This is a genomic window from Allobosea sp. Root483D1 (assembly GCF_001429505.1).
In the GTDB taxonomy this organism is placed as follows: Bacteria; Pseudomonadota; Alphaproteobacteria; order Rhizobiales; family Beijerinckiaceae; genus Allobosea.
Genome location: NZ_LMJW01000001.1, coordinates 506,356 through 528,765, shown reverse-complemented (window position 1 = coordinate 528,765; position 22,410 = coordinate 506,356). Strand labels below are relative to the sequence as shown.

Here is a 22,410-nt window from a genome sequence, read left to right as displayed (position 1 = left end):
TCGGGCGCGCCGCAAGCGTTTCAACCACCCTTCTTTGCCGCCTTGCCTGGCTCACTGAAATCGAGCTGCTTCTGCAGGCCGAGCTGGACGACGAAGGCCGGCACCGCCTCCAGTCCCGTATCCTTGGTCTTGCGCCAGGCGGCCGAGGCGGTCGCGGTCATGCCGTTGCCCAGGCCGCGTGCATAGTCGAGGCCGATGCTGGAGGTCCGCGTCGTCGAGTCGAGTCCGAGATAATCCTCCAGCTTCTGCCGGACGATGAGGCTCAGCGCATTCGTGTCGTTGAAACGCGCGGTGAGCTTGCCCTCATGCTGGGTGACGAGGTTGACCACGGCGAAGGGCAGGGTGGTGTCCTCGACGGTGCGCCCCGACGACAGGTCGAGCGTCAGCCATTCATAGGGAACGCGCAGCTTGGCTGTGTAGAGCAACGTCTTCTCGTTCTCGAATTCCTTGTCCGGAAAGATGATGCTGAGTGGTGAGAGCGATGCCTCGAAGCTTACCCCTTTCAGCGCCGTCGAGACGAAGAGATTGGGCTGCAGCCGGTAATTGTCGCGGCGCATGCCGATATAGTCCGTGCCGTTGGTGAAGCGGGTGCGCGACGCCGTGAACGAGACGCCGATCTCGGTCTCACCCTGACGCCAGGCGATACCGGGCGTGATGCCGAGGGTGGCGAGATTCTCGTCCTGCGGCAGGAAATCGCCATTGGCGAAGACGTTGCGTTCGTTCAGCGCGGCGAGCCGCGCCTCGGCATTGGCGAAAAGGCGAAAGGAGCCGAGGCTGAGATTGAGCCGCTCGCGCCAGGTCAACGCATTGCGGCGGCGCGACCAGGTCTGCTCGTTCTCGATCGCCAGCGAGGACTGCAGCGAGAGGTTCTCGCCGATTGCGGTTGCGTGCTTCAGTGTCAGCGTATGCAGCCGGCTGGCCGCAAGCTCGCGTGGATCGTACTGGGTGTCGACCAGCAGGAGGTCGAGCCCGTAGCCGTCCTGCAGCGTGCCGCGCAGATAGTTCCAGCTGGCGAAGCCGGTCAGAGTCGGGCTGCCCTTCTCGCCCTTGCTGTTGGTCGGGCTCGAGTCGAAGCCGCCACGCAATCCGATCACTGCCGTCGAGGCCAGGGTCTCGGCCGCGTCCTCTCCGGCCGCAGCAGGCAAGGCACTGAACACGACGCAAAACAGCACGAAGACTGATCGGACAGGACGCATGGACATCACCCCTCTCAGTCGAGAGTAGATGATCATGCCTAATGCGTGGTTAATACAGTCAAGAATTCGATCGTAAACTTAAAAATAGATTTCATGTAATAGATTATCTTCTTTGGCAATTGGGTAGATGTATTCGGCCGGCGCCCGGTTAAGGCTAGCAAGTATGGTTAACGATGTGTATAGGTTGCGAAAAAAATGAAATACAACCAAAACGTGTATATCGCTTCGATCCCCGGAGCGAGCGCAGGGAGAGAAAGATGAAATACGCAATTGTTCTTGCCTCGATCGCCGCCTTTTCCGTCACCCCCGCCTTCGCTGGCAGCAAGGGCGGCCGTGGCGGCGGCCTTCTCGGCGGTGTCTTCGCCTCGGTGGCCTCGGTCACGACCGCCGTCTCGAACGTCAAGGTGCTCAACAACGTCGCGGTCCTCAGCGGCAATGGCATCCTGAACGGCAACCGGGTCAGCGTCGGCCGCGGCGGCATCGGCAATGGCGGGCATGGCTGCGGCTGCAACTGATCTCTGAGGAGGGCCTGGCCGAACACGACCACATCGATGCGGCAGAGAGGGGTGTTCGTCGCCCCTCTCGTCACAGCTGGTATCGAGAGTTGTCTACCTGCCGATCGGTAGGTTAAGCTCCCAGGGAGACAGCGGAGCATGATGGCGGCGATGAACAGTTTCGATGCGGCTGGCGGCGGAACGCTCCGCTCGCCCTATTTCACCGAAGAGCACGAGGCGCTGCGCGACCAGCTGCGCCGCTTCGTCACGAACGAGGTCAAGCCGAACGGGCTCGCTTGGGAAGAGGCCGGCATGGTGCCGCGCGAGGTGCTGGCCCGCATGGGCGAGCTCGGCTTCCTCGGCATCCGCTACCCCGCCGATTATGGCGGCTCCGAACTCGATACGCTGGCGACCGTGGTACTCGCCGAGGAACTCGGCCGCTCGACTTTCTCGGGCTTCGCCATCACCGCGCTGGTCCACACCGACATGGCCTCGGTCCATGTCTTCAATGCCGGCAGCAAGGCGCAGCGCGACCGCTGGATGCCCCATATCGTCGCCGGCAAGGTGATCTGCGCGATTGCGGTCACCGAGCCCGACGCCGGCTCCGACGTGAAGGGCATCCGCACCACAGCCCGGCGCGAGGGCGACGCTTATGTGCTGAACGGCGCGAAGATGTTCATCACCAACGGCGTCCATGCCGATCTCTATTGCGTCGCCGTCAAGACCGATGCTTCGGCCAAGCCCTCGCAATCGGTCTCGATGTTCCTGGTCGAGAAGGGCACGCCGGGCTTCCGTGTCAGCCGCGCCCTCGACAAGCATGGCTGGCGTTCCTCCGACACCGCCGAGCTGGTCTTCGAGGAGTGCCGGATTCCGGCCGAGAACCTGCTCGGCGGCGAGGGGCGCGGCTTCTACGCGATCATGCGCAATTTCCAGAACGAGCGCACCGTGATCGGCGCCATGGCGATGGGCGAGGCGCAGGCCGCAATCGAACTGACGGTCGATTATGTCCGCACGCGCACGGCCTTCGGTGCCCCGCTCTGGGACAAGCAGGCGATCCGCCAGAAGCTCGCCATGCTCGCGGGCAAAGTCGAGGCCGGTCGCCAGCTCGTCCATCACGCCGCCTGGCTCGATGCCAGGGGCTTCGACGCGACGCGCGAGGTCTCGATGGTCAAGGCCTATTGCGGCGAGCTGGTCAACGAAGTCATGTACGCCTGCGTCCAGTTCCATGGCGGCATGGGCTTCATGCGCGAGAGCGCGATCGAGCGCATGGCCCGCGATGCCCGCGTCCAGGCGATTGGCGGCGGCGCCACCGAAGTCATGCTCGAAGAGGTGGCGAAGCGGCTGTGACGATCGTGACGGGGCGGGCCGAACGGGCGGAGCTGGAGGGTGGCGCGCGTCGCCTGATCCTCGACCATGCCGCGCGCCTGCTGCGCAGCAATGGCTATCACCAGACCAGCCTGCGCGAGATCGCCGAGGCGGTCGGCATCCGCAAGGCCAGCCTCTATCATCACTTCCGCTCGAAGGAGGAGATTGTCGAGGCGGTCGTCAATGACGGCGTCCGCTTTGTCCATGAGGCGGTTCTCGCCGCTTTGGAGGCTGCCGGCGGAGCGGGTCCGCGCCGCCGGCTCGAAGCCGCGATCGCCGCGCATCTGTCGGCACTGCACGGCCATTCCGACTACACCTGCGCCAGCATCAAGGTCTTCAGCTTCGGCGAGAACCCGACACCGGAGAGCGTAAGGCGCATCCGCCGCGATTATGAGGATGTCTGGCGTGGGCTGATGGACGAGCTCGCCGGCACAAGCGCGCTCACTCCCGGCATCGCGCCCGAGCGGCTACGGCTCTTCCTGCTCGGCGCCATGAACGGCTCGGTCGACTGGTATCGCGAGGGGCGCTTCGACGGTCTGCAACTGGCGGGCGAACTTGCGACGCTGGTCGCATCTGTCGGTGCGGGCCAGGACAGCTAGCCGCTTCGCTTTAACCTGCCCTTGACCGCTGCCGGACGAAGCTACGGCATGACGCGCGATGGCCTGTTTCGATTTGGCGGCGAATTCCGGGATTTCGCCCGCGAGGCGGCGTTCCGTGATGCGCGCTTCGGCGAGACGCTGCGGCAGTGCCGGCTGATCTTCCTGATCTCGGCCGTCCTTAACACGCTCTTCCTCGCCAGCGACTGGCGCTTCCACGGCACGCCGCATTTCTTCGTCGCCGTGCCGGCGCGCCTGGCGGTCGTTTTTGCCTCGCTCATGTGCTTTGTGCTGGTGCGCAGGGCGACGCGCTTCTCGCAGGCGCAGGGCGTGCTGATCGGCTGGGAGGTCACGACCGGGCTGATGGTCGCGCTGCTGGTCTCGTCGCGCAGCGATCTCGCCCTCTTCGTCGTGCTGATGCTGCCCTCGATCTTCTATCTGGTGGCGCCGACAGCATTCCGCTGGACGATGGCGCTGGGCGTGGGCTGCAGCGCCCTGATGCTCGCCGGCTATCTCGGCCGCGGTCCGATGCCGTCGACGCTGCCTGGCCTGATCCTGGTCATGGTCATGCTCAACTTTGCGCTCGGGCTGGTGGTCGTGCACGGCAATCGCCTGCGCCGGCTCGAATGGGCGGCGACCCAGGCCGAGCGCCAGGCCAAGGATGAGCTCGGCGCCAGCCAGGCGATGATCGAGCGCATCTTCATGGCGGTGCCGATCCCGCTCGTCGTCACCTCGCGCGGGGAGGGCCGTTTCCTGCGCGGCAACGATGCGGCGAAGCGTTATTTCGGCGATGAGGTCGCGCAGGCGCAGGTCCAGGACGTCCTGCTCGACGGCGGCAATCGCCGCATCATCGCCCGCCTGCTCAACGAGCGCGAGCAGATCCAGAGCCATGAGGCGCAGGTGCGCGACGGCAGCGGCGCGGTTCGCGACGTGCTGATCACCGCGACGACCTTGCCGGTCGGCGAGAATCCGGCTGTCGTCGCCGGCATCGTCGACATTACCGACCGCAAGGCGGCCGAGGTCCGCACGCGTAGACAGGCGACGCATGATGCGCTGACCGATCTGCCGAACCGTTTGCTGTTCGGCGAGCGAATGCAGCAGGCCCTGGGGCGGATGGCGAGCAAGGGCGGGGCCGTCGCGCTTTTCCTGATCGATCTCGATGACTTCAAATCGATCAACGACACGCTCGGCCATGACGCTGGCGATGCGCTGCTGATCCAGGTGGCGGCAAGGCTTGCCGCGGCGATCGGGCCCGATGAACTCGTCGCGCGCCTCGGCGGCGACGAGTTCATCGTGCTCTCGACGCAGCGGCTGACGGCGTTGCAGGCGCTGACGCGGGGCGAGGCGCTGATCGAGGTGCTGCGCCAGCCCTGCGAGCATGCCGGGCAGATGATCGCGACGCGGGCGAGCCTCGGCATTGCGCTGTCGCCCGAGCATGACCGTGACGGCGTCGAACTGATGAAGGACGCCGATCTCGCGCTCTACCGGGCCAAGGCGAACGGCCGCAACATGGCGATCGTCTACGAGCCGGCGATGCGAGCCGCGATGGCGCGCCGCGTCGCCGTCTGCAAGGGGCTGGCCGGTGCGCTGAAGGAAGAGCGCATCCTGCCTTACTACCAGCCGCAAGTGGCGCTCGACACCGGCCGGATCGCAGGCTTCGAGGCGCTGGCGCGCTGGCGCCATTCCGAGCGGGGCATCGTTCCGGCCGCTGCTTTCCAGGAGGGCTTCCAGGACGCCGAGATCGCCAACGGGATCAGCGACGCGATCATCGGCGCGGTGATCGGCGATCTGCGTCGCTGGCTCGATGACGGGCTCGATGTCGGCCATGTCTGCGTCAACCTCGCGGCCAGCGTCTTCCGCGACCCGGCCTTGCCGGAGCGCCTCCTCGGTCAGCTCGCCGCAGCTGGTGTGCCGGCGAGCCATTTCGGCGTCGAGGTCACCGAGACGGTGCTGCTGACCCGCAATGCCGACGAGGCAGAACGTACGCTGAAGACGCTGCGCGCCGCGGGCCTGCGCGTCGCGCTCGACGATTTCGGCACCGGCTACGCCTCGCTCACCCATCTCAAACGCTTCCCGGTCGACGCCCTCAAGATCGACCGCGGTTTCGTCAGCCATGTCGCCGAAGAGGGCGGCGATGCGGCGATCGTGCGCGCCTTGATCCAACTCGCGGCCGATCTGCGCCTCGACGTCATCGCCGAAGGCGTCGAGACCGCTGAGCAGGAAGCTTTTCTGCAGGCGCAGGGCTGCCGTTTCGCCCAGGGCTATCGCTACGCCAAGCCGGCTCCCGCTGGCCGCGTGCCCTGGCTGCTACAACTGCCCGACCTGCTGCCCAAGGGCGACGCCATGCACGGGGATAGTGCCGCCGCCTGATCAGGCGCACTGGTCGTGACGCGGTTTTCGTGGCGCTATGCCGGCCTTAAAGACCGGAGCCCTGCATGCGCGCCTTTTATCACCCCGACCAGTCCAAGCACGATCCGCAGCAATACATGCGCTTCGGCCGGATCGTCGCGCCGAAGGACTTGCCGGAGCGGACCGAGCGGTTGCTCGGGGCGCTCGCCAAGCACGGCGTCACGCCGGAGCGCCCGGCCGAACACGGCACGGGGCCGATCCTGGCGGTTCATGACGAGGGCTTTGTCCGCTTCCTCGAAGGGCTGTGGGAGCGCTGGCTCGTTCTGCCCGAACGTGGCCCGGAAGCCTGGCCCAATACCTTCCCCTATTGGAGCGGCCGCACCGACGAGGATGTCCGCCCGCCCTGCCGGCCGACCGGGATCATGGGCCAGCTCGGCTGGTATCTCGGCGATCTCTCGGTCCCGGTCGGCGAGCATTGCTGGCTCTCGACCTTGCGTTCGGCCGAGACGGCGGTGTCCGGCGCCGATGCGATCCTCGCCGGCGAGCGGGCGGTCTATTCGCTCTGCCGTCCGTCGGGGCACCATGCCCGCGCCGACCGCGCTACCGGCTTTTGCTATCTCAACAACACCGCGATCGCGGCGCAGCGCCTGCGTTCCAGGTTCGGCAGGGTCGCGATCCTCGATGTCGACGCCCACCATGGCGACGGCACCCAGCAGATCTTCTATCGCCGCGACGATGTGCTGACGATCTCGGTCCATGCCGACCCCGCGAACTACTATCCCTTCTTCACCGGCTATGAGGACGAGCGCGGCAATGGGCCGGGCGAGGGCTTCAACCTCAACCTGGCGCTTGCCCCCGGCGCCGGCGGCGCCGAGATGGAAGCGGCGGTCGACCGCGCCGGCCGCGCCATCCGTGAGTTCGGCGCCGAGGCGCTCGTCATCGCGCTCGGCTACGACGCTCACAAGGACGATCCGATCGGTGTGCTCAAGCTCGAGGCTGCCGATTTCGGCACGATCGGCGAGCGCGTGAAGGCGCTCGGCCTGCCGACCCTGGTGGTGCAGGAAGGCGGCTACGCGATCGAGGCGATCGGCGATTGCCTCGATGCGTTCCTGGGCGGGTTCAAGGACTAGGGGCCGTGCCGCAGGCGATCGCCCATCTCGCTTTGCTGGTGCGGGACTATGACGAGGCGATCGCCTTCTTTGTCGGGAAGCTCGGTTTCGAGGTCCTTGAGGACACGCCACTCGACCCGGAGAAGCGCTGGGTGAGGGTCGCGCCAGCCGGAGGCAAGGGCGCTACCTTGCTGTTGGCACGGGCTGCGACCGCCGAGCAACGGACGCAGATAGGCAACCAGTCGGGCGGCCGCGTCTTTCTGTTCCTCGAGACCGACGATTTTGCGCGCGACCATGCCCGCATGCTGGCGCGCGGCGTTCGTTTCCTGGAGATGCCGCGCCGCGAAAGCTACGGCACCGTCGCCGTCTTCGAGGATCTCTACGGCAATCGCTGGGACCTGATCGAGCCGGCGCGCTGACGTTGGTGCCTCGTCCGAGAGAGGGGGCGCCGGGCCCCCTCTTCCTTTGGTTCCTGCTGCTATTCCGCGGCCTCGCGACGCGGCAGCACCCAATCCGGGCGGACCCAATGGCAGGTATAGCCGGCCGGGTAGCGCTCCAGATAATCCTGGTGCTCCGGCTCCGCCTCCCAGAAATCGCCCTCGGGCTTCACCTCGGTGACCACCTTGCCCGGCCAGCGGCCCGACGCGTTCACCTCGGCGATCACCTCCTCGGCGATCTGCTTCTGCGCCTCGTCGACATAATAGATGCCCGAGCGGTAGCTGGTGCCAAGGTCGTTGCCCTGGCGGTTCATCGTGGTCGGGTCGTGGATCTGGAAGAAGAACTCGACCAGCTGCCGGTAACCGATCTTGGCGGGGTCGAAGCTGATCTCGATGCCCTCGGCATGGCTCCCGTGATTGCGATAGGTCGCATTCTTCACGTCGCCGCCGGTATAGCCGACCCGGGTCGTCTCGACGCCGGGGAGCTTGCGGACCAGGTCCTGCATGCCCCAGAAGCAACCGCCTGCGAGTACAGCACGTTCCGTCATGTCAAACCTCCTTGATCCCGGCGAGATAAGCATCGAAGCCTGAGTTCGCCATGTCGGCGCGCCAGGTTACAGCTGGCAACGCCGGCGGGACGAGGCAGTGCGCCGCTCAAATCACCGCCTCGATCAGGAACGGCCCCTTGCGGCCGAGCGCGCCCTTGAACAGCCTGGCGAATTCCTCGGCCGTCGTGGCGCGACCGGCTTCGACGCCCATGCCCTTCGCCATCGAAACCCAGTCGAGCGCCGGCTCGTCGATATTGAGCATCAGCTTGGCGTTGCGGCCGAAATCGTTGACGCCGACATTGCGCATCTCGCCGTGCAGGATGGCATAGGTGCGGTTGGCGAAGACGACGGTGACGACGTCGAGGTTCTCGCGCGCCTGTGTCCACAGGCCCTGCACCGTGTACATGCCCGAGCCGTCGGCCTGCATGCCGATGACCTTGCGGTCGGGGCAGGCGACGGCCGCGCCGACGCAGAGCGGGATGCCTTCGCCGATCGCGCCGCCGGTGAGCTGGATGTAGTCGTGCTGCGGCGCGCCATGGCAGTCATAGTAGAAGCTGCGGCCCGACGAGACGGATTCATCGCAGATGATCGCGTTCTCCGGCAGGAGGCGCGAAACGATTGCGCAGACCTTGTCGGCATCGAGTGTGCCGGTCGGCAATGCGCCGTCCGTTTTCTGCGGCGCGGCGATGAAGGCTGGCGGCGTCGCCCTGGCGGAGAGTTCGTCGGCGAGCGCCTCGATCGTGCCCGGCAGATCGTCGCCCGGCACGGCGAGCTGCTCGATATGGCAGTTCTCATGCACGAGCCGCCCCGGCTTGCCCGGATAGGCGAAGAAGCCGACCGGAACCTGGGCGCCGATCAGGACAAGCAGGTCGATGTCCTTGAGCTGCTGCAGCGCCATGTCGATCGGATAGAACACCTTCGGGATGGCGACGCGGCCGGCACCGCGCTCGATCCGGCCGTTCGACATCTGCGCGAAGATCTGGGCGCCGGTCGCGGCGCAAACGCGCGCCGCCATGTTCATCGGCCCCTCGCGCAGTGCCGACCCGGTCAGCATCAGCGCAGCGCGCGAGCCGTGTTTGCGCAGCAGCGCGGCGGTCTCGCGGATCTGTGCCGCATCGACCGGCTTCGCCGCCAGCACCGAAGTCGGCTTCAGTTCCGCCGGCTCGACGCTGCCCCAGGCGCAGTCGGCCGGCAGGATCACGGTGGTGACGCCGGGCAGCGACAGCGAGGCGGCATAGGCTTCGCCGATCGCCGGGCCGACATCCTCCGGCGAGGCGATGCGGCGTACGAACTGCGACATCGGCCGGGCCAGGCTCTCGATGTCGCTGGTCAGCGGCGCGTCATGCTGGAGATGGTAGGTCGCATGGTCGCCGACCACGTTGATCATCGGTGTCCAGGCGCGCCTGGCATTGTGCATGTTGGCGAGCGCGTTCGCCATGCCGGGGCCGCAGTGCAGCAGCGTCGCCGCCGGCTTGTCGGCCATGCGGGCATAGCCGTCTGCCGCGCCGGTGACCACGCCCTCGAACAGGCCGAGCACGCAGCGCATCTGCGGCTTGCGGTCGAGCGCCGCGACGAAGTGCATTTCCGAGGTGCCGGGATTGGCGAAGCAGACATCGACATCGTTGACCAGCAGCGTGTCGCACAGGCGGTCGGCGCCATTCATCCCTGAGAACCTCTTGATAGCCAAAGGCGCTTTGCGCCGATGCCTGCGAGGGGAAGGGATCGCTACTGCGGTGTCAAACAAGAGAATGTCATTGCTTCCCCAAGTACGGGTGATGCCGCCTTGACCGCTTTGCATATGCATTTAACGTGAATTGGAACGAAGCTTGCTTTATCGGGCGCGATCGGGCTGCGTTGGCCGGGGGCTGCCGCAAGCGGAAACAAGAGGGGAGAAGGTTCGTCATGACAGGTGTGAAGCGTATCGGGATGCTGGCCGGAGCCGGCCTTGCGGCTCTCATCGCCGCTGGTGCCGCGCAGGCGCAGACCAAGGTCAATATCGGCATTTCCGGCTGGACCGGCTTCGCGCCGCTGGTGCTCGCCAAGGAGGCCGGGATCTTCGCCAAGAACGGCCTTGACGTCTCGATCAAGAAGATCCCGCAGAAGGACCGCCACCTCGCCATCGCCTCCGGCGACATCCAGTGCGCCGCGACCACGGTCGAGACCTGGATCGTCTGGGACGCCGCCGGCATCAAGACCAAGCAGATCTTCCAGCTCGACAAGAGCTATGGCGCCNCCTCCGCGCCCGGCACCTCGCCCTATTTCGCCCTCGCCTGGATCCTCAAGGAGAACGGCATGTCGGTGAAGGACGTCAGCGTCGTCAACATGGAGCCCGGCCCGGCCGCGCAGGCCTTCATCGCCGGCCAGAACGACGCCGCCATGACCTATGAACCCTATCTCTCGGCCGTGCGCGAGAAGCCCGACGCCGGCAAGATCATCGCCACCACCCTCGACTACCCGATGGTGATGGACACCTTCGGCTGCACGCCGAAATTCCTCGCCGAGAACGATGCGGCCGCCGTGGCGCTGACCAAGAGCTATTTCGAGGCGCTCGCGCTGATCAAGGCCGATCAGGCCAAGGCCTACGGCATCATGGGCGCCGATGTGAAGCAGACCGGCGAGCAGTTCGGCAAGTCGGCCGGCTATCTGCGCTGGTCGGATGCTGCCGGCAACAAGGCCTTCTTCGCGGGCGAATGGCAGGCCTTCACCACCAAGGCGGCCGAGCTGCTGCTGGAGATCGGCCTGATCAAGGCCAAGCCCGACATCACCACGCTGGTCGACACGAAGTACGTCGCCGGCAAGTGATTGATCACGTCCTGCCGGACGTGCTGGGGCCGGGCTTGCGCGTCGTCTTCTGCGGCACGCAGGCCGGTTCCGTCTCGGCCCGGCGGGGCGCCTATTATGCCGGCCCCGGCAACAGGTTCTGGCCGACGCTGTTCGAGACCGGGCTGATCCCGCTGCAGCTCGGTCCGGCCGATTTCCGCGAGCTCCCGCGCTACGGCATCGGCTGCACCGATGTCGCCAAGTGGACCTCCGGGCCGGATACCGCGCTGGCGCGGGATCACTTCGACGTCGCGGGCTTCCTCGGCAAGATGCGGGTGCATCGGCCCGCCATCGTCGCCTTCAACGGCAAGCGTGCTGCCCAGGCTGTTCTGCCCCAAATCGGTCGCGGGCTCGCCTACGGCCTGCAACCCGACACTATCGACGACATTCGCGTCGTCGTTCTTCCCTCCACATCCGGTGCCGCCTCGGGCTACTGGTCGATCGAACCCTGGCGTGAACTCGCCGCTCTCGCCAAGGAAGCGAGCCTCTGACGATGAAACCACTCCAGCCCGTCTCCGCCGGCGCCCGCGTCGGCTACGGCATCGCCTTCTTCGCGCTCTTCGTCGTCGTCTGGTCGATCGCGACCTTCGGCGGCTATGTGCAGAAGCTCTTCCTCGCCGATCCCCTGACCATGGTCGCCGAGGGCTGGAATCTGCTCGTCAATCACGGCTTCCTGTTCGACATCGGCATGACGATCTGGCGGGTGCTGGGCGGCTTCGTCCTGGCTGTGGTCCTGGCGCTGCCGTTCGGCATCCTGATGGGCGCCTACAAGCCGGTCGAGGCTTTCCTCGAGCCCTTCGTCTCCTTCGCGCGCTATCTGCCGGCCTCGGCCTTCATCCCGCTGCTGATCCTCTGGGCCGGCATCGGCGAGACGCAGAAGCTGCTCGTCATCTTCATCGGCTCGTTCTTCCAGCTCGTGCTGATGATCGCGGTCGCCGTCGGCGGCATCAGGCGCGATCTGGTCGACGCCGCCTATACGCTGGGCGCGAGCGATTCCTCGGTGGTGCGCCGCGTGCTGCTGCCCAATGCCGCGCCGGAGATCGCCGAGATCTTCCGCCTCGTCCTCGGCTGGGCCTGGACCTATGTCATCGTCGCGGAATTGATCGGCTCGTCCTCCGGCATCGGCCACATGATTACCGACAGCCAGGCGCTGCTCAACACCGGGCAGATCATTTTCGGCATCATCATCATCGGCCTGATCGGCCTGATCTCCGATTTCCTCTTCAAGGCGGTCAACCAGCGCCTCTTCCCGTGGGCGCAGGCATGAGCAAGCTCCTCATCGACCAGGTCGGCAAGGTCTTCCCGGCCAGAGGCAAGGGCCAGCCGACGCGCGCGCTGATGCCGACCTCGCTCAGCGTCGCCGACAACGACTTCATCACGATCCTTGGTCCCTCGGGCTGCGGGAAGTCGACGCTTCTGCGCATCATCGGCGGGCTGGAGACGGCGAGCGAGGGCAGGATCCTGCTCGACGGTGCGCCCGTCACCGGGCCGGGCGCCGATCGCGGCTTCGTCTTCCAGAGCTACACGCTCTTCCCCTGGCTGAATGTCGCCCAGAACATCGCCTTCGGCCTGCGCGAGAAAGGCGTGCCGGAGCGCGAGCGGCTCGGCATTGCCCGCAAATGGGCCGAGCGTGTCGGGCTCTCAGGCTTCGTCGACCATTTCCCGAAGCAGCTCTCCGGCGGCATGCAGCAGCGCACTGCGATCGCGCGTGCGCTCGCCAACGATCCAAAAATCCTGCTGCTCGACGAGCCCTTCGGCGCGCTCGACAACCAGACCCGCGCGCTGATGCAGGAGATGCTGCTCGGCATCTGGGAGCGCGAGCAGAAGACCGTCCTCTTCGTCACTCACGATATCGAGGAGGCGATCTTCGTCGGCTCGCGCGTCGTGGTGATGAGCGCGCGGCCCGGCCGGATCAAGGCCGACATCCCGGTCGAGCTGCCCCATCCCAGGCCCTACACGATCAAGACCTCACCGGAGTTCGTCGCCCTGAAGGAGCGGCTGGTCGAGGAGATCCGCGTCGAGGCCGTGCTGGCGGCTGAGGGGCACTGAGCACCATCCACCATACCGGTTGACTCCTCTCCGGTATGGTGGTTCCTTCCTTTCGAAATTGGCCTGACCACATGGCCAAATCGATGCCGCTCAAAATGGGCGGCGCAGGGAAGGGTCCAGGGAGCTGATGCCGCTCGCAGTCGTCGAGTCGCCGCGTCTTTATCGGCAGATCGCCGATCAATTGCGCCATCTCATCGACCAGCACGAGTTCCCGGTCGGCAGCCGCCTGCCGCCCGAGCGCGAGCTCGCGGAGAAGCTCGGTGTCTCCCGCCCTTCGGTGCGCGAGGCCCTGATTGCACTGGAAGTCGAGGGGCGCGTGCGCATCCGCATGGGCTCGGGCGTCTATGTCCTTGATCCCACCCAGGCCGCTGTGCAGCTCGCCGGGGCCGGCTTTCCCGTCGAGGGGCCATTCGAAGTGCTCGCCGCGCGCAGGCTGATTGAGGGCGCAGTCGCGACCGAGGCCGCAGCGCAGGCGACGCCGGCGCAATTGGCAGGGCTCGCCGGCATTCTCGACCAGATGGAGGAGCCCGGGCTGCCGGCCGAGCGGCTGATCGCGCTCGACCGCGCCTTCCATGTCGAGATCGCTCAGGCGCTTGGCAACACCGTGCTGGTGCGCTGCGTCGGCGAGCTCTTCGACCAGCGCATGAGCCCGTATTTCCGCCAGCTCGCGCAGTATTTCGAGAACGAAGAGTCCTGGCAGGCGGCGGCGCGCGAGCACCGCGCCATCCATGCAGCGCTTGCGCGCGGCGACTGCGAGGCGGCGCGCGCGGCGATGTGCGCTCATCTCCAGGCTTCGCAGGAGCGCTTTTCGCAGAGCTTCGGCGAGACCGACCTCAAGCGGGCAGGCGAGCGTCAACGCCGGCCACGCCCGATCAAATGACGCAAGGCCCAATCGCATCGTTAAGTCCAGGGAGGACATGAGATGAAGTTGCATTACGCCCTCGCCGCGCTCGCCGCCGGCGCTCTTTTCGCCGGCGCACCCGCGCAGGCCCAGACCAAGCTGAAATGGGCCCATGTCTACGAGACCTCCGAGCCGTTCCACACCGAGTCGGTCTGGGCCGCCGAGGAGATCAAGAAGCGCTCCAACGGCAAATACGAGATCACGGTCTACCCGGCCTCGCAGCTCGGCAAGGAGACCGACATCAACCAGGGCCTGACGCTGGGGACGGTCGACATGATCATCTCCGGCTCGAGCTTCGCCGCCCGCGCCTATCCGCCGATCGGCGTGACCTATTATCCCTTCATCTTCCGCGGCCCCGACCATCTGCTCGCCTATGTGAAGAGCGACGTCTTCAAGGAGATGGCCAAGGGCTATGAGGAGAAGAGTGGCCACCAGATCCTGGCGGTGACCTATTACGGCACGCGTCACACCACCTCGAACAAGCCGATCAAGACCTGCGCCGATATGAAGGGCCTGAAGATCCGCGTGCCCGACGTGCCGGCCTATCTCGCCATGCCGCGCGCCTGCGGCGCCAACACCACGCCGATCGCTTTCGCCGAGGTCTATCTCGCGCTCCAGAACGGCACGGTCGAGGCGCAGGAGAACCCGCTCAACACCATCGACGCCAAGAAATTCTACGAGGTCCAGAAGAACATCGTGCTCACCGGCCACATCGTCGACCACCTCAACACGGTGGTCTCGAAGCAGCTCTGGGCCAAGCTGTCGCCCGAGGATCGCAAGCTCTTCACCGATGTCGCCCAGGAGGCGGCGACGCGCGCCACCAAGAAGATCCAGGACGACGAGGTGAAGCTCGTCCAGGTCTTCAAGGACAAGGGCCTCTCGGTCACCGAGATCGACAAGGCCGACTTCCTCGCCGCCGTGGAGAAGAATGTCAGCTTCGAGCAGTACGGCTATCGCAAGGCCGACTGGGAGCGCATCCAGGCGATCAAGTGAGCTGATCCGCAGGGCTCGTCATGCTCGGGCTCGACCCGAGCATCTCTTTCAGGAGATTCTCGGGTCTGCGTTTCGCTACGCCCGAGAATGACGCCTGGCACGCCGCCTTCGTTAAAAAAGACATGCCATGACCACCACGCCGGAAGTCCATACCCAAGTCACCAGCGAGGAAATCGCCCACGTCTTCGACGAGGCGCCGCCGCCGGCCGATCTCTCCGGCTACGGCCTCGAGGATTGGGTGACGCTCGCCGCCTTCTGGCTGATGGTCGCCTGCGTCGTGGCGCAGTTCTTCACCCGCTATGTCCTCAACGACAGCTTCGCCTGGACCGAGGAGATCGCGATCTACGCGCTGATCGTCGTCGTCTTCTTGGGATCTTCGCTCTGCGTGCGGGCCTCGCGCCACATCCAGGTCGACTTCCTCTATCGCTACCTGTCGCACGGCGCAGGCCGGGCGCTCTCGACCGCCGTCGACATCGTGCGCATCGGCTTCTTCGCCTATGGGACGGTACTGACGCATCGCTATGCCGAGCTCATCCCGGACGAGATGATGACGACTATCCAGTTCCCGAAATCGATCGTGTTCTATGCGGTCGTGATCGCTTTCGCCCTGATGACGCTGCGCGCGATCCAGGTCGCCTGGCAGAACTGGCGGCGCGGCTACTCCGTGCTGGAGCGTCCCGCGGCCTTCGACGGCTCGGAGGCCTGACCCATGCTGATCCTGCTCGGAAGCTTCCTTGGCCTGATGATCCTCGGCGTGCCGGTGGCCATCTCGATGGCCGTCGCCTCGCTCGCCTTCATCATCGTCTCCGGCACCGTCCCGGACGTGATCCTGGCCCAGCGCATGATCGCCGGCGTCGAGAGCTTCCCGCTGCTGGCGGTGCCGTTCTTCATCCTTGCCGGCAACCTGATGAACATCGCCGGCGTCACCGGCCGCATCTACTCCTTCGCGGTCGCGCTCGTCGGCTGGATGCGCGGCGGCCTCGCCCAGGTCAACATCATCGGCTCGGTGATCTTCTCCGGCATGTCGGGCACCGCGATCGCGGACGCCGCCGGCATCGGCACGATCGAGATCAAGGCGATGAAGGACCACGGCTACTCGGCCGAGGTCGCAGTCGGCGTCACCGCGGCGTCCGCCACGCTCGGGCCGATCATCCCGCCATCCCTACCCTTCGTCATCTACGGCATGATGGCGAACACCTCGATCGGCGCGCTCTTCCTCGGTGGCGTCATTCCAGGCGTGATCATGACCCTGTTCATGATGCTCACGGTCGCAATCTTCGCCCGCATCTACAAATGGGGCGCGGACACCAAGTTCTCGCTGCGCGAGCTCGGCTCGGCCGGCATCGAGGTCCTCGTCGTCCTCGGCTTCCCGGTCCTCGCCTATGGGCTGGTCTTCGCCGGGCTCGATCCCAATCTCGCCATCGGCATCGCGCTCGCCGTGCTGCTGGCGGTCGACTACTATTTCGACTTCTCGGCGGTGATGGCGCTGATGACGCCGGTCATCCTGATCGGCGGCATGACCATGGGCTGGTTCACGCCGACCGAGGCCGCCGCCGCGGCGGTGATCTGGTCGCTCTTCCTCGGCCTGGTGCGCTATCGCTCGATGACCATGCGCAGCCTGACCAAGGCGACCTTCGACACGATCGAGACCACCGCTTCGGTGCTCTTCATCGTCACCGCCGCCTCGATCTTCGCCTGGCTTCTGACGGTGTCGCAGACGGCACAGCTGCTCTCCGACCTGATCCTCGGCTTCACCCAGAACAAATGGGTGTTCCTGATCCTGGTCAACCTGCTGCTGCTCTTCATCGGCTGCTTCCTCGACACCATCGCGGCGATCACCATCGTCGTGCCGATCCTCTTGCCGATCGCGCTCAAGCTCGGCGTCGATCCGATCCATTTCGGCCTGATCATGACGCTCAACCTGATGATCGGGTTGCTGCACCCGCCGCTTGGCATGGTGCTGTTCGTGCTCTCGCGCGTCGCCAAGCTCTCGGTCGAGCGCACCACCATGGCGATCCTGCCGTGGCTGATCCCGCTCTTCGCGGCGCTGTTCGCGATCACCTTCATCCCCGAGCTGACGCTCTGGCTGCCGCGCACCATGGGTATGATCAGATAAGGCGCGTAACGAGGGCGGGGCTGGCAAAAACAGGCTGCCTCCCCATCTTTTTTGTCAGGAGACTGATGGCTGCGGCATGCGGCAGGCGGGGATCAGCTTTGCGCAGAACCCACTGTTACGCTGCCGCAGGTGATTGCCATCTTTGATGGCGAAGGGGCACTGCCGCGAGGTGGAGCCATGCGGGCGCTGATTGCGAAGATGTTGTCCCGGTTGGTCCGGGAACCCAGGATTGACGTCGTATTTGCCGATGGATCGCTCCATTCGGCCGGTCAAGGTGCTGTGCCGGCGATCAAGCTGCGTATCGCTGATCGCGAAACCGAGTTCAAACTGGCGCTCGATCCGGAGCTCGCGCTCGGCGAGGCCGTGATGGATGGCCGCGTCATCGTCGAGCGCGGCACGATCTACCAGTTGCTGGAGACCTTGGTCTGCGGGCTGTCGCGTCAGCCGGCCTCGGCCTTCGCCGGCACGCTGACGAAGCTGCGCACGGCGGTCAGGCGTCTGAAGCAGCACAACACCCCGACCTGGGCGAAGCGCAACGTCCAGCACCATTATGACCTGAAGAGCGAGTTCTTCCGGCTCTTCCTCGATGCCGACCGGCAGTATTCCTGCGCTTTCTTCGAGCATCCGGGCGCGACGCTGGAGGAAGCCCAGGCCGCCAAGAAGCGCCGCATCACCGCGAAGCTGGCGTTGAAGCCGGGCCAGCGCGTGCTCGACATCGGCTCCGGCTGGGGCGGGCTCGGGCTTTCGATCGCGCGCGAGACCGGAGCGAGAGTCACCGGCATCACGCTGTCCGAGGAGCAGTTCGCCGCTGCGAGCAAGCGGGCCGAGGAGTCGGGCTTGCCGGTCGAGTTCCGTCTGCAGGACTACCGCGCCGTGCCCGAGCGCTTCGATCGCGTCGTCTCGGTCGGCATGTTCGAGCATGTCGGCGTCGGCTACTACCGCGACTACTTCCGCAAGATCAGGGAGCTGCTCGAGGATGACGGCGTCGCCCTGATCCATACGATCGGCCGCAGCACGCCGCCCGGCGCGACCAACCCGTTCATCGCCAAGTACATCTTCCCCGGCGGCTATATCCCGGCCCTGTCGGAGATCACTGCGGCGGTCGAGCAGGAAGGTTTGATCATCACCGATGTCGAGGTGCTGCGCCTGCACTATGCCGAGACGCTGAAGGCCTGGCGCGAGCGTTTCCTCGCCCATCGTCAGGAGGCGGTCGCGATGTATGACGAGCGCTTCGCCAGGATGTGGGAGTTCTATCTCGCCGCCTCCGAAGCGAGCTTCCGTTATGACGGCCTCGTCGTCTTCCAGCTCCAGCTCGCCAAGCGGCTGGATACGCTGCCGATGACGCGCGACTATATGAGCGAGAAGGGCAGGGCTGCCGAGCCGGTCGAACGGGCAGCCTGACCGCTTGCGATTGAGCTGCCGCGATCCCCCCGCTAGGCTCCGAGCCCCGGCGGGGGGCAGCGGAGGTCAAGCATGCGGTCATCGATGATTGCGCTAGCACTGGCAGCGCAGATGTCAGCTCTTCCAGCCCTTGCCCAGGAACGCCAGCCTCGCGACGAGTTCTTCTGGCTGGGCGAGATCAACAAGGCCACGGCCGTGATCAACATGGAAGAGGGCCTGCTGGACAAGACGCTGGCGCCGCGCATCGCGGGAGGTCTCGGCAAGGTGCTGCAGGAGGGGGCCAAGCCCGGCGCGAAGCGGCCTTCGACCGTGATCAGCTTCGAGCCGCTGCTGATCGCGGCCGCCGGGCAGGAAGTGACGCTGCTGCATGCCGGCCGATCGAGCCAGGACATGCATGCGACCTATCGCGCCGCGATCCTGCGCGACGACATGTTGGCGCTCGCCGACCAGCTCAATCGCACTACGGCGACGCTGGTCGGGCTGGCGGAGAAGCATACCGCGACCATCGTGCCGAACTACACCAACGGCGTCGCCGCCCAGCCGAACAGCCTCGGCCACACCCTGCTCGGCCATGCCGCTGGCCTCGAGCGCGATGCCCAGCGCATCCGCGAGGCCTATGTCCGGATCGACCGCTCGGCGATGGGCACGACCGTGCTCAACGGCACGAGCTGGCCGCTCAACCGCAAGCGCATGGCCGATTATCTCGGCTTCGCGGCCATCGTCGACAACGCCTATGACGCCGGCCAGATCTCCTCGGCCGAGCACCCGGTCGAGGCGGGCGCGATCGTCACCAGCATCGCCCTCCATGCCGGCGCCTTCGTCGAGGATGTGATGACGCAATACGCCTTCGCGCGGCCCTGGATGCTGCTGCAGGAGGGCGATGGCAACACCTATGTCTCCAGCGCGATGCCGCAGAAGCGCAATCCCGGCCTGCTCAACACCGCGCGCCAGCAGGCTTCGACCGCGATCACGCTCGCGATGGGAGCCGCGATCCAGGCCCATAACATCACGCCGGGGATGAGCGATCCCAAGGACGTCAGGCCCAACAGCGCGATGGTGAAGAGCGCGGTCACCGTGCTCGCCAACTGGGATCGTATCCTCAAGGGGCTGGTGATCAGCCCCGAGCGGGCGCTGGAGGAGCTGAACAGCGACTGGACCGCCTCGCAGGAACTGGCCGATCTCCTGATGCGCAAATACAGGCTGCCCTTCCGCGTCGGCCACCATTTCGCCTCCGAGGTCGTCACGCACGCCAAGGATCACGACATCAGGCCGCTCGATTTCCCCTATGCCGAGGCGAGGCGGATCTATGCGGCAGCGGTCAAGGGCACGGACTATCCGGCCGAGCTGCCGATCAGCGAGGCCGAGTTCCGTGCGACGCTCGACCCCGTCGCGATCGTGCGCAATCGCGCGACCGTCGGCGGCCCGCAGCCGGCCGAGATGGAGCGGATGCTGGCCGCGGCCAAGGGCCGGATCGCGGAGCAGGGCGCCTGGATCAAGGAGCGGCGCGAGCGGATCGCGACCTCGCTTGGCAGGCTCGATAAGGATTTCGAGGCGCTGCGCGCGCAGGCGCAATAGCGCGGTTGGGCTGTTGGCGCTTTCTGCTCAGGCGGGTGCCGGCCCGATATAGCGGGCGCGTGGCCGGATCAGTTGGCCGGTCTCGTTCTGCTCCAGCGCATGGGCGAGCCAGCCGGTGCAGCGCGCGGCCGCGAAGATCTGGAACGGCGCGGTCTCCGGCAACGCGAGCCGCGCCGCCAGCGCGCTGAGGGCGAAGTCGATGTTCGGCTCCTCGCCGGTCAGCGCCCCGATCGCGGCCTGCGCCTGCGCATAGGCCGGCGGCAGCTCGAAGGCCGCAAACAGCGCCCGCGCCCGGGGATCGCCATCGGGATAGAGCGGGTGGCCGAAGCCGGGCAGCTTGGCGCCGGTCTCCAGCCTCGCCGCCAGCGCCGTCTCCAGCCCGTCGCGCTCGATCTCTCGCATCAGGGCGAGCACGCGCGGCGCGACACCGCCATGTAGCGGACCGGAGAGGGCCGCGAGCCCGGCCATAGCGCAGGCGGCGAGCGAGGCGCCCGTCGAGGCGGTGACGCGCGCCGCGACGGTCGAGGCGTTGAGCTCATGGTCGGCGAGCAGCACCAGCGCCCGCCGGATCGGCTCGGCGCCCTCGGCTTCGCAGCCCCAGGCCCGCGCCAGCCGTGCATGGATCGGCCCTTCGCCCGGCCCGCCGGCGATGGCGTCGACCAGCGCGTCGAGCACGGCGGCGGCTTCGAGGTAGAGCGCCTTCTTGGCGCGACCCGCCATCGGCCGGTCGGTCGCGGCCCGCGCCGCGATCACCGCGAAGATGCGGGCGAGCGGCTCGCCCGGCGGGACGATCGTCGCCAGTGGCGGGAAGCGCTGGGTGCCGCAATTCCAGAGCAGGCGCGCGATGTCCTCCAGCCTGGCAGCCTCGGAAAGGCGTGTTGCATCCTGCCCGCGATACCAGAGGCCGCCACGCTCGATCGTGGTGATGCCGGAGGCGAGCACCGGCTCGCCATAGGCGATCGCATCCTCGGCGATCGCGGCCGGGCGCCGGCCACGCGCCTTGCGGTGCTCCAGCCGGGCGACGTCCTCGGTCCGGTAGAGGCTGCGGCGGGAATCGCCTTCGTCGCCACGCGCCTCGATCAGCCCGCGGCTGACATAGGCGTAGAGCGTCTGCGGCTTCAGGCCCAGCCGCGTCATCGCCTCCTGCGCCGTCAGCCAGTCCTGCATCGCCCATTCACTTCTGTATGTTGATTATATTGCTCAAGATTGATTCTAGCGATGCCGAGGTCGATCTTCAAGCCGAAACCTATTGAGGAGTTCCTGTCATGTCCGATGGTCTCGATGACGTCGTCGCCGCCCATACCGTGCTCTCCGAGGTCGACGGCGCTGCCGGCCGCCTGGTGATCCGCGGCCATAGCCTTGCCGAACTCGCCGGCCGAACCAGCTTCGAGGAGATGGCGGCGCTGATGCTCGACGGTTTGCTGCCCGGCTTGCCGCAGGGCCGCGAATTGCCGGCGGCGCTCGGCAAGGCTCGCGCCGGTCTTTTCGGCATCGTCGAGCGCACCACGCTTTCGGATGGTCTTGGACCGGTCGAGGCGGTTCGCGCCTGGGCCGCGCAGATGGCGGACGGGGAGGGGCCCGAGACGGCGCTGAAGCTGCTCGCCGCGCCGGCCGTCTTCACCGCTGCCGCAGTCCGCAAGCAGCGTGGCCTTGCCCCGATCGCTCCCGATCCGGAGCTGTCCCAGGCAGCCGACACGCTGCGCATGCTGCGTGGCGATACCCCGACCGCGGCCCAGGCCGCGGCGCTCGACACCTATCTCGTCACCGTCGCCGATCACGGCCTCAATGCCTCGACCTTCGCCGCCCGCGTCGTCGCCTCGACGCGGGCCGGGCTGGTCTCGGCCGTTCTGGCCGGGATCAGCGCGCTGAAGGGGCCGCTGCATGGCGGCGCGCCGGGGCCGGTGATCGAGATGCTCGACGCCATCGGCGAACCGTCCAATGCCCGGCCCTGGCTCGAAGACGCGCTGGGTCGCGGCGAACGATTGATGGGCTTCGGCCACCGCATCTATCGCGTCCGCGATCCGCGTGCCGACGCGCTGAAGCAGGCGATCGCGAGGCTCGGCGCCGATGCCGGGCGCCTGCGCCATGCCGAGGCGGTCGAGCAGGCGGCGCTGGCCATCCTGCGCGAGCGCAAGCCCGGCCGGTCGCTCGAGACTAATGTCGAGTTCTATACGGCGCTGCTGCTGGAGGCGCTTGGCTTCCCGCCCGAAGCCTTTACCTGCGTCTTCGCGCTCGGCCGCACCACCGGCTGGCTCGCCCATGCCCGCGAGCAGATCGAGACCGGACGCTTGATTCGGCCGCAATCGGTCTATGTCGGCCCGCAGCCGCGTCAGGCGGCGTGAGGTTTCGGCAGAGCGCGGGGAACCCTTCTCCCGAGTGGGAGAAGGGCAGGGANCTGCCCTATCCGTAGAAGGCGTAGCGGCCCGCTCGCATTCCAATAATCAGCGGCGGTCCCTCACCC

Annotated in this window: 21 protein-coding genes and 1 pseudogene; 18 read left to right on the top strand and 4 right to left on the bottom strand. The window is 66.5% G+C overall.

Going from position 1 to position 22,410, the window contains the following annotated elements:
- Nucleotides 1-20 precede the first annotated feature (20 nt).
- A complete protein-coding gene (locus ASE66_RS02545; RefSeq protein WP_057187992.1) occupies nucleotides 21-1,202 on the bottom strand; it encodes a hypothetical protein in 1,182 nt (393 codons plus the stop codon).
- 251 nt (nucleotides 1,203-1,453) lie between these two features.
- Here ASE66_RS02545 and ASE66_RS02540 point away from each other — a divergent pair, with 251 nt between their 5' ends.
- The 6 genes from ASE66_RS02540 (at nucleotide 1,454) to ASE66_RS02515 (ending at nucleotide 7,528) form a co-directional block, all read left to right on the top strand.
- On the top strand, nucleotides 1,454-1,711 hold the full coding sequence (locus ASE66_RS02540; protein WP_057187991.1) for a hypothetical protein: 258 nt from the start codon (nucleotides 1,454-1,456) through the stop codon (nucleotides 1,709-1,711).
- A 150-nt stretch (nucleotides 1,712-1,861) separates the two neighbouring features.
- Entirely contained in the window at nucleotides 1,862-3,037 is a 1,176-nt protein-coding gene (locus ASE66_RS02535) for an acyl-CoA dehydrogenase family protein (RefSeq protein WP_057188652.1), read from the top strand.
- Nucleotides 3,034-3,654 carry a TetR/AcrR family transcriptional regulator gene (locus ASE66_RS33645; RefSeq protein WP_057187990.1) on the top strand — a complete coding sequence of 207 codons (621 nt, stop codon included), beginning with the start codon at nucleotides 3,034-3,036 and terminating at the stop codon, nucleotides 3,652-3,654. The genes ASE66_RS02535 and ASE66_RS33645 overlap by 4 nt, the downstream gene beginning before the upstream one ends.
- 48 nt (nucleotides 3,655-3,702) lie before the next feature.
- The gene (locus ASE66_RS02525; protein WP_057187989.1) at nucleotides 3,703-6,021 is read left to right on the top strand and encodes a putative bifunctional diguanylate cyclase/phosphodiesterase; all 2,319 of its coding nucleotides are present in this window, start codon (nucleotides 3,703-3,705) and stop codon (nucleotides 6,019-6,021) included.
- Between the two features lie 65 nt (nucleotides 6,022-6,086).
- Entirely contained in the window at nucleotides 6,087-7,130 is a 1,044-nt protein-coding gene (locus tag ASE66_RS02520; RefSeq protein ID WP_057187988.1) for a histone deacetylase family protein, read from the top strand.
- Between the two features lie 5 nt (nucleotides 7,131-7,135).
- Nucleotides 7,136-7,528, top strand: coding sequence for a VOC family protein (locus ASE66_RS02515; protein WP_057187987.1), 393 nt, complete (start codon nucleotides 7,136-7,138; stop codon nucleotides 7,526-7,528).
- Nucleotides 7,529-7,587: 59 nt separating this feature from the next.
- Here ASE66_RS02515 and msrA read toward each other — a convergent pair whose 3' ends face one another.
- Together msrA and ASE66_RS02505 are read right to left on the bottom strand one after the other, a co-directional pair.
- Nucleotides 7,588-8,094 (bottom strand): peptide-methionine (S)-S-oxide reductase MsrA, encoded by a 507-nt coding sequence (msrA, locus tag ASE66_RS02510; RefSeq protein ID WP_057187986.1) that lies wholly within the window; start codon nucleotides 8,092-8,094, stop codon nucleotides 7,588-7,590.
- A gap of 106 nt (nucleotides 8,095-8,200) precedes the next feature.
- Nucleotides 8,201-9,757 (bottom strand): acetolactate synthase large subunit, encoded by a 1,557-nt coding sequence (locus ASE66_RS02505; RefSeq protein WP_057187985.1) that lies wholly within the window; start codon nucleotides 9,755-9,757, stop codon nucleotides 8,201-8,203.
- 263 nt (nucleotides 9,758-10,020) lie between these two features.
- Between ASE66_RS02505 and ASE66_RS33060 the strand changes: the two are divergent.
- The 11 genes and pseudogenes from ASE66_RS33060 to ASE66_RS02455 form a co-directional block, all read left to right on the top strand.
- A pseudogene (locus ASE66_RS33060) lies at nucleotides 10,021-10,326 on the top strand (ABC transporter substrate-binding protein); the annotation flags it as partial.
- A gap of 1 nt (nucleotide 10,327) precedes the next feature.
- Nucleotides 10,328-10,896: ABC transporter substrate-binding protein (locus ASE66_RS33055; protein ID WP_244494776.1), on the top strand; the 569-nt coding region annotated here is incomplete at its 5' end.
- On the top strand, nucleotides 10,893-11,405 hold the full coding sequence (locus ASE66_RS02495) for a mismatch-specific DNA-glycosylase (RefSeq protein WP_057187984.1): 513 nt from the start codon (nucleotides 10,893-10,895) through the stop codon (nucleotides 11,403-11,405). The genes ASE66_RS33055 and ASE66_RS02495, both read left to right, overlap by 4 nt.
- 2 nt (nucleotides 11,406-11,407) lie before the next feature.
- Nucleotides 11,408-12,181, top strand: a complete 774-nt coding sequence (locus tag ASE66_RS02490; RefSeq protein ID WP_057187983.1) for an ABC transporter permease — start codon at nucleotides 11,408-11,410, stop codon at nucleotides 12,179-12,181.
- Entirely contained in the window at nucleotides 12,178-12,963 is a 786-nt protein-coding gene (locus ASE66_RS02485) for an ABC transporter ATP-binding protein (RefSeq protein ID WP_057187982.1), read from the top strand. The genes ASE66_RS02490 and ASE66_RS02485 overlap by 4 nt, the downstream gene beginning before the upstream one ends.
- Nucleotides 12,964-13,090: 127 nt before the next feature.
- Nucleotides 13,091-13,843, top strand: a complete 753-nt coding sequence (locus ASE66_RS02480; RefSeq protein ID WP_057187981.1) for a FadR/GntR family transcriptional regulator — start codon at nucleotides 13,091-13,093, stop codon at nucleotides 13,841-13,843.
- A 42-nt stretch (nucleotides 13,844-13,885) separates the two neighbouring features.
- A complete protein-coding gene (locus tag ASE66_RS02475) occupies nucleotides 13,886-14,857 on the top strand; it encodes a sialic acid TRAP transporter substrate-binding protein SiaP (RefSeq protein WP_057187980.1) in 972 nt (323 codons plus the stop codon).
- Nucleotides 14,858-14,984: 127 nt separating this feature from the next.
- A complete protein-coding gene (locus tag ASE66_RS02470; RefSeq protein WP_057187979.1) occupies nucleotides 14,985-15,563 on the top strand; it encodes a TRAP transporter small permease in 579 nt (192 codons plus the stop codon).
- A 3-nt stretch (nucleotides 15,564-15,566) separates the two neighbouring features.
- Complete coding sequence (locus ASE66_RS02465; protein ID WP_057187978.1) at nucleotides 15,567-16,973, top strand: TRAP transporter large permease; 1,407 nt, start codon at nucleotides 15,567-15,569, stop codon at nucleotides 16,971-16,973.
- Between the two features lie 279 nt (nucleotides 16,974-17,252).
- The gene (locus ASE66_RS02460; RefSeq protein WP_274532921.1) at nucleotides 17,253-18,374 is read left to right on the top strand and encodes an SAM-dependent methyltransferase; all 1,122 of its coding nucleotides are present in this window, start codon (nucleotides 17,253-17,255) and stop codon (nucleotides 18,372-18,374) included.
- Nucleotides 18,375-18,485: 111 nt separating this feature from the next.
- Nucleotides 18,486-19,949, top strand: a complete 1,464-nt coding sequence (locus ASE66_RS02455; RefSeq protein WP_244494775.1) for an argininosuccinate lyase — start codon at nucleotides 18,486-18,488, stop codon at nucleotides 19,947-19,949.
- 27 nt (nucleotides 19,950-19,976) lie between these two features.
- Here ASE66_RS02455 and ASE66_RS02450 read toward each other — a convergent pair whose 3' ends face one another.
- Nucleotides 19,977-21,116, bottom strand: a complete 1,140-nt coding sequence (locus ASE66_RS02450) for a citrate synthase family protein (protein ID WP_057187975.1) — start codon at nucleotides 21,114-21,116, stop codon at nucleotides 19,977-19,979.
- Between the two features lie 98 nt (nucleotides 21,117-21,214).
- Here ASE66_RS02450 and ASE66_RS02445 point away from each other — a divergent pair, with 98 nt between their 5' ends.
- Nucleotides 21,215-22,291: a citrate synthase/methylcitrate synthase gene (locus tag ASE66_RS02445; protein WP_057187974.1), complete on the top strand. Its 1,077-nt coding sequence runs from the start codon at nucleotides 21,215-21,217 to the stop codon at nucleotides 22,289-22,291.
- Nucleotides 22,292-22,410: the final 119 nt, after the last annotated feature.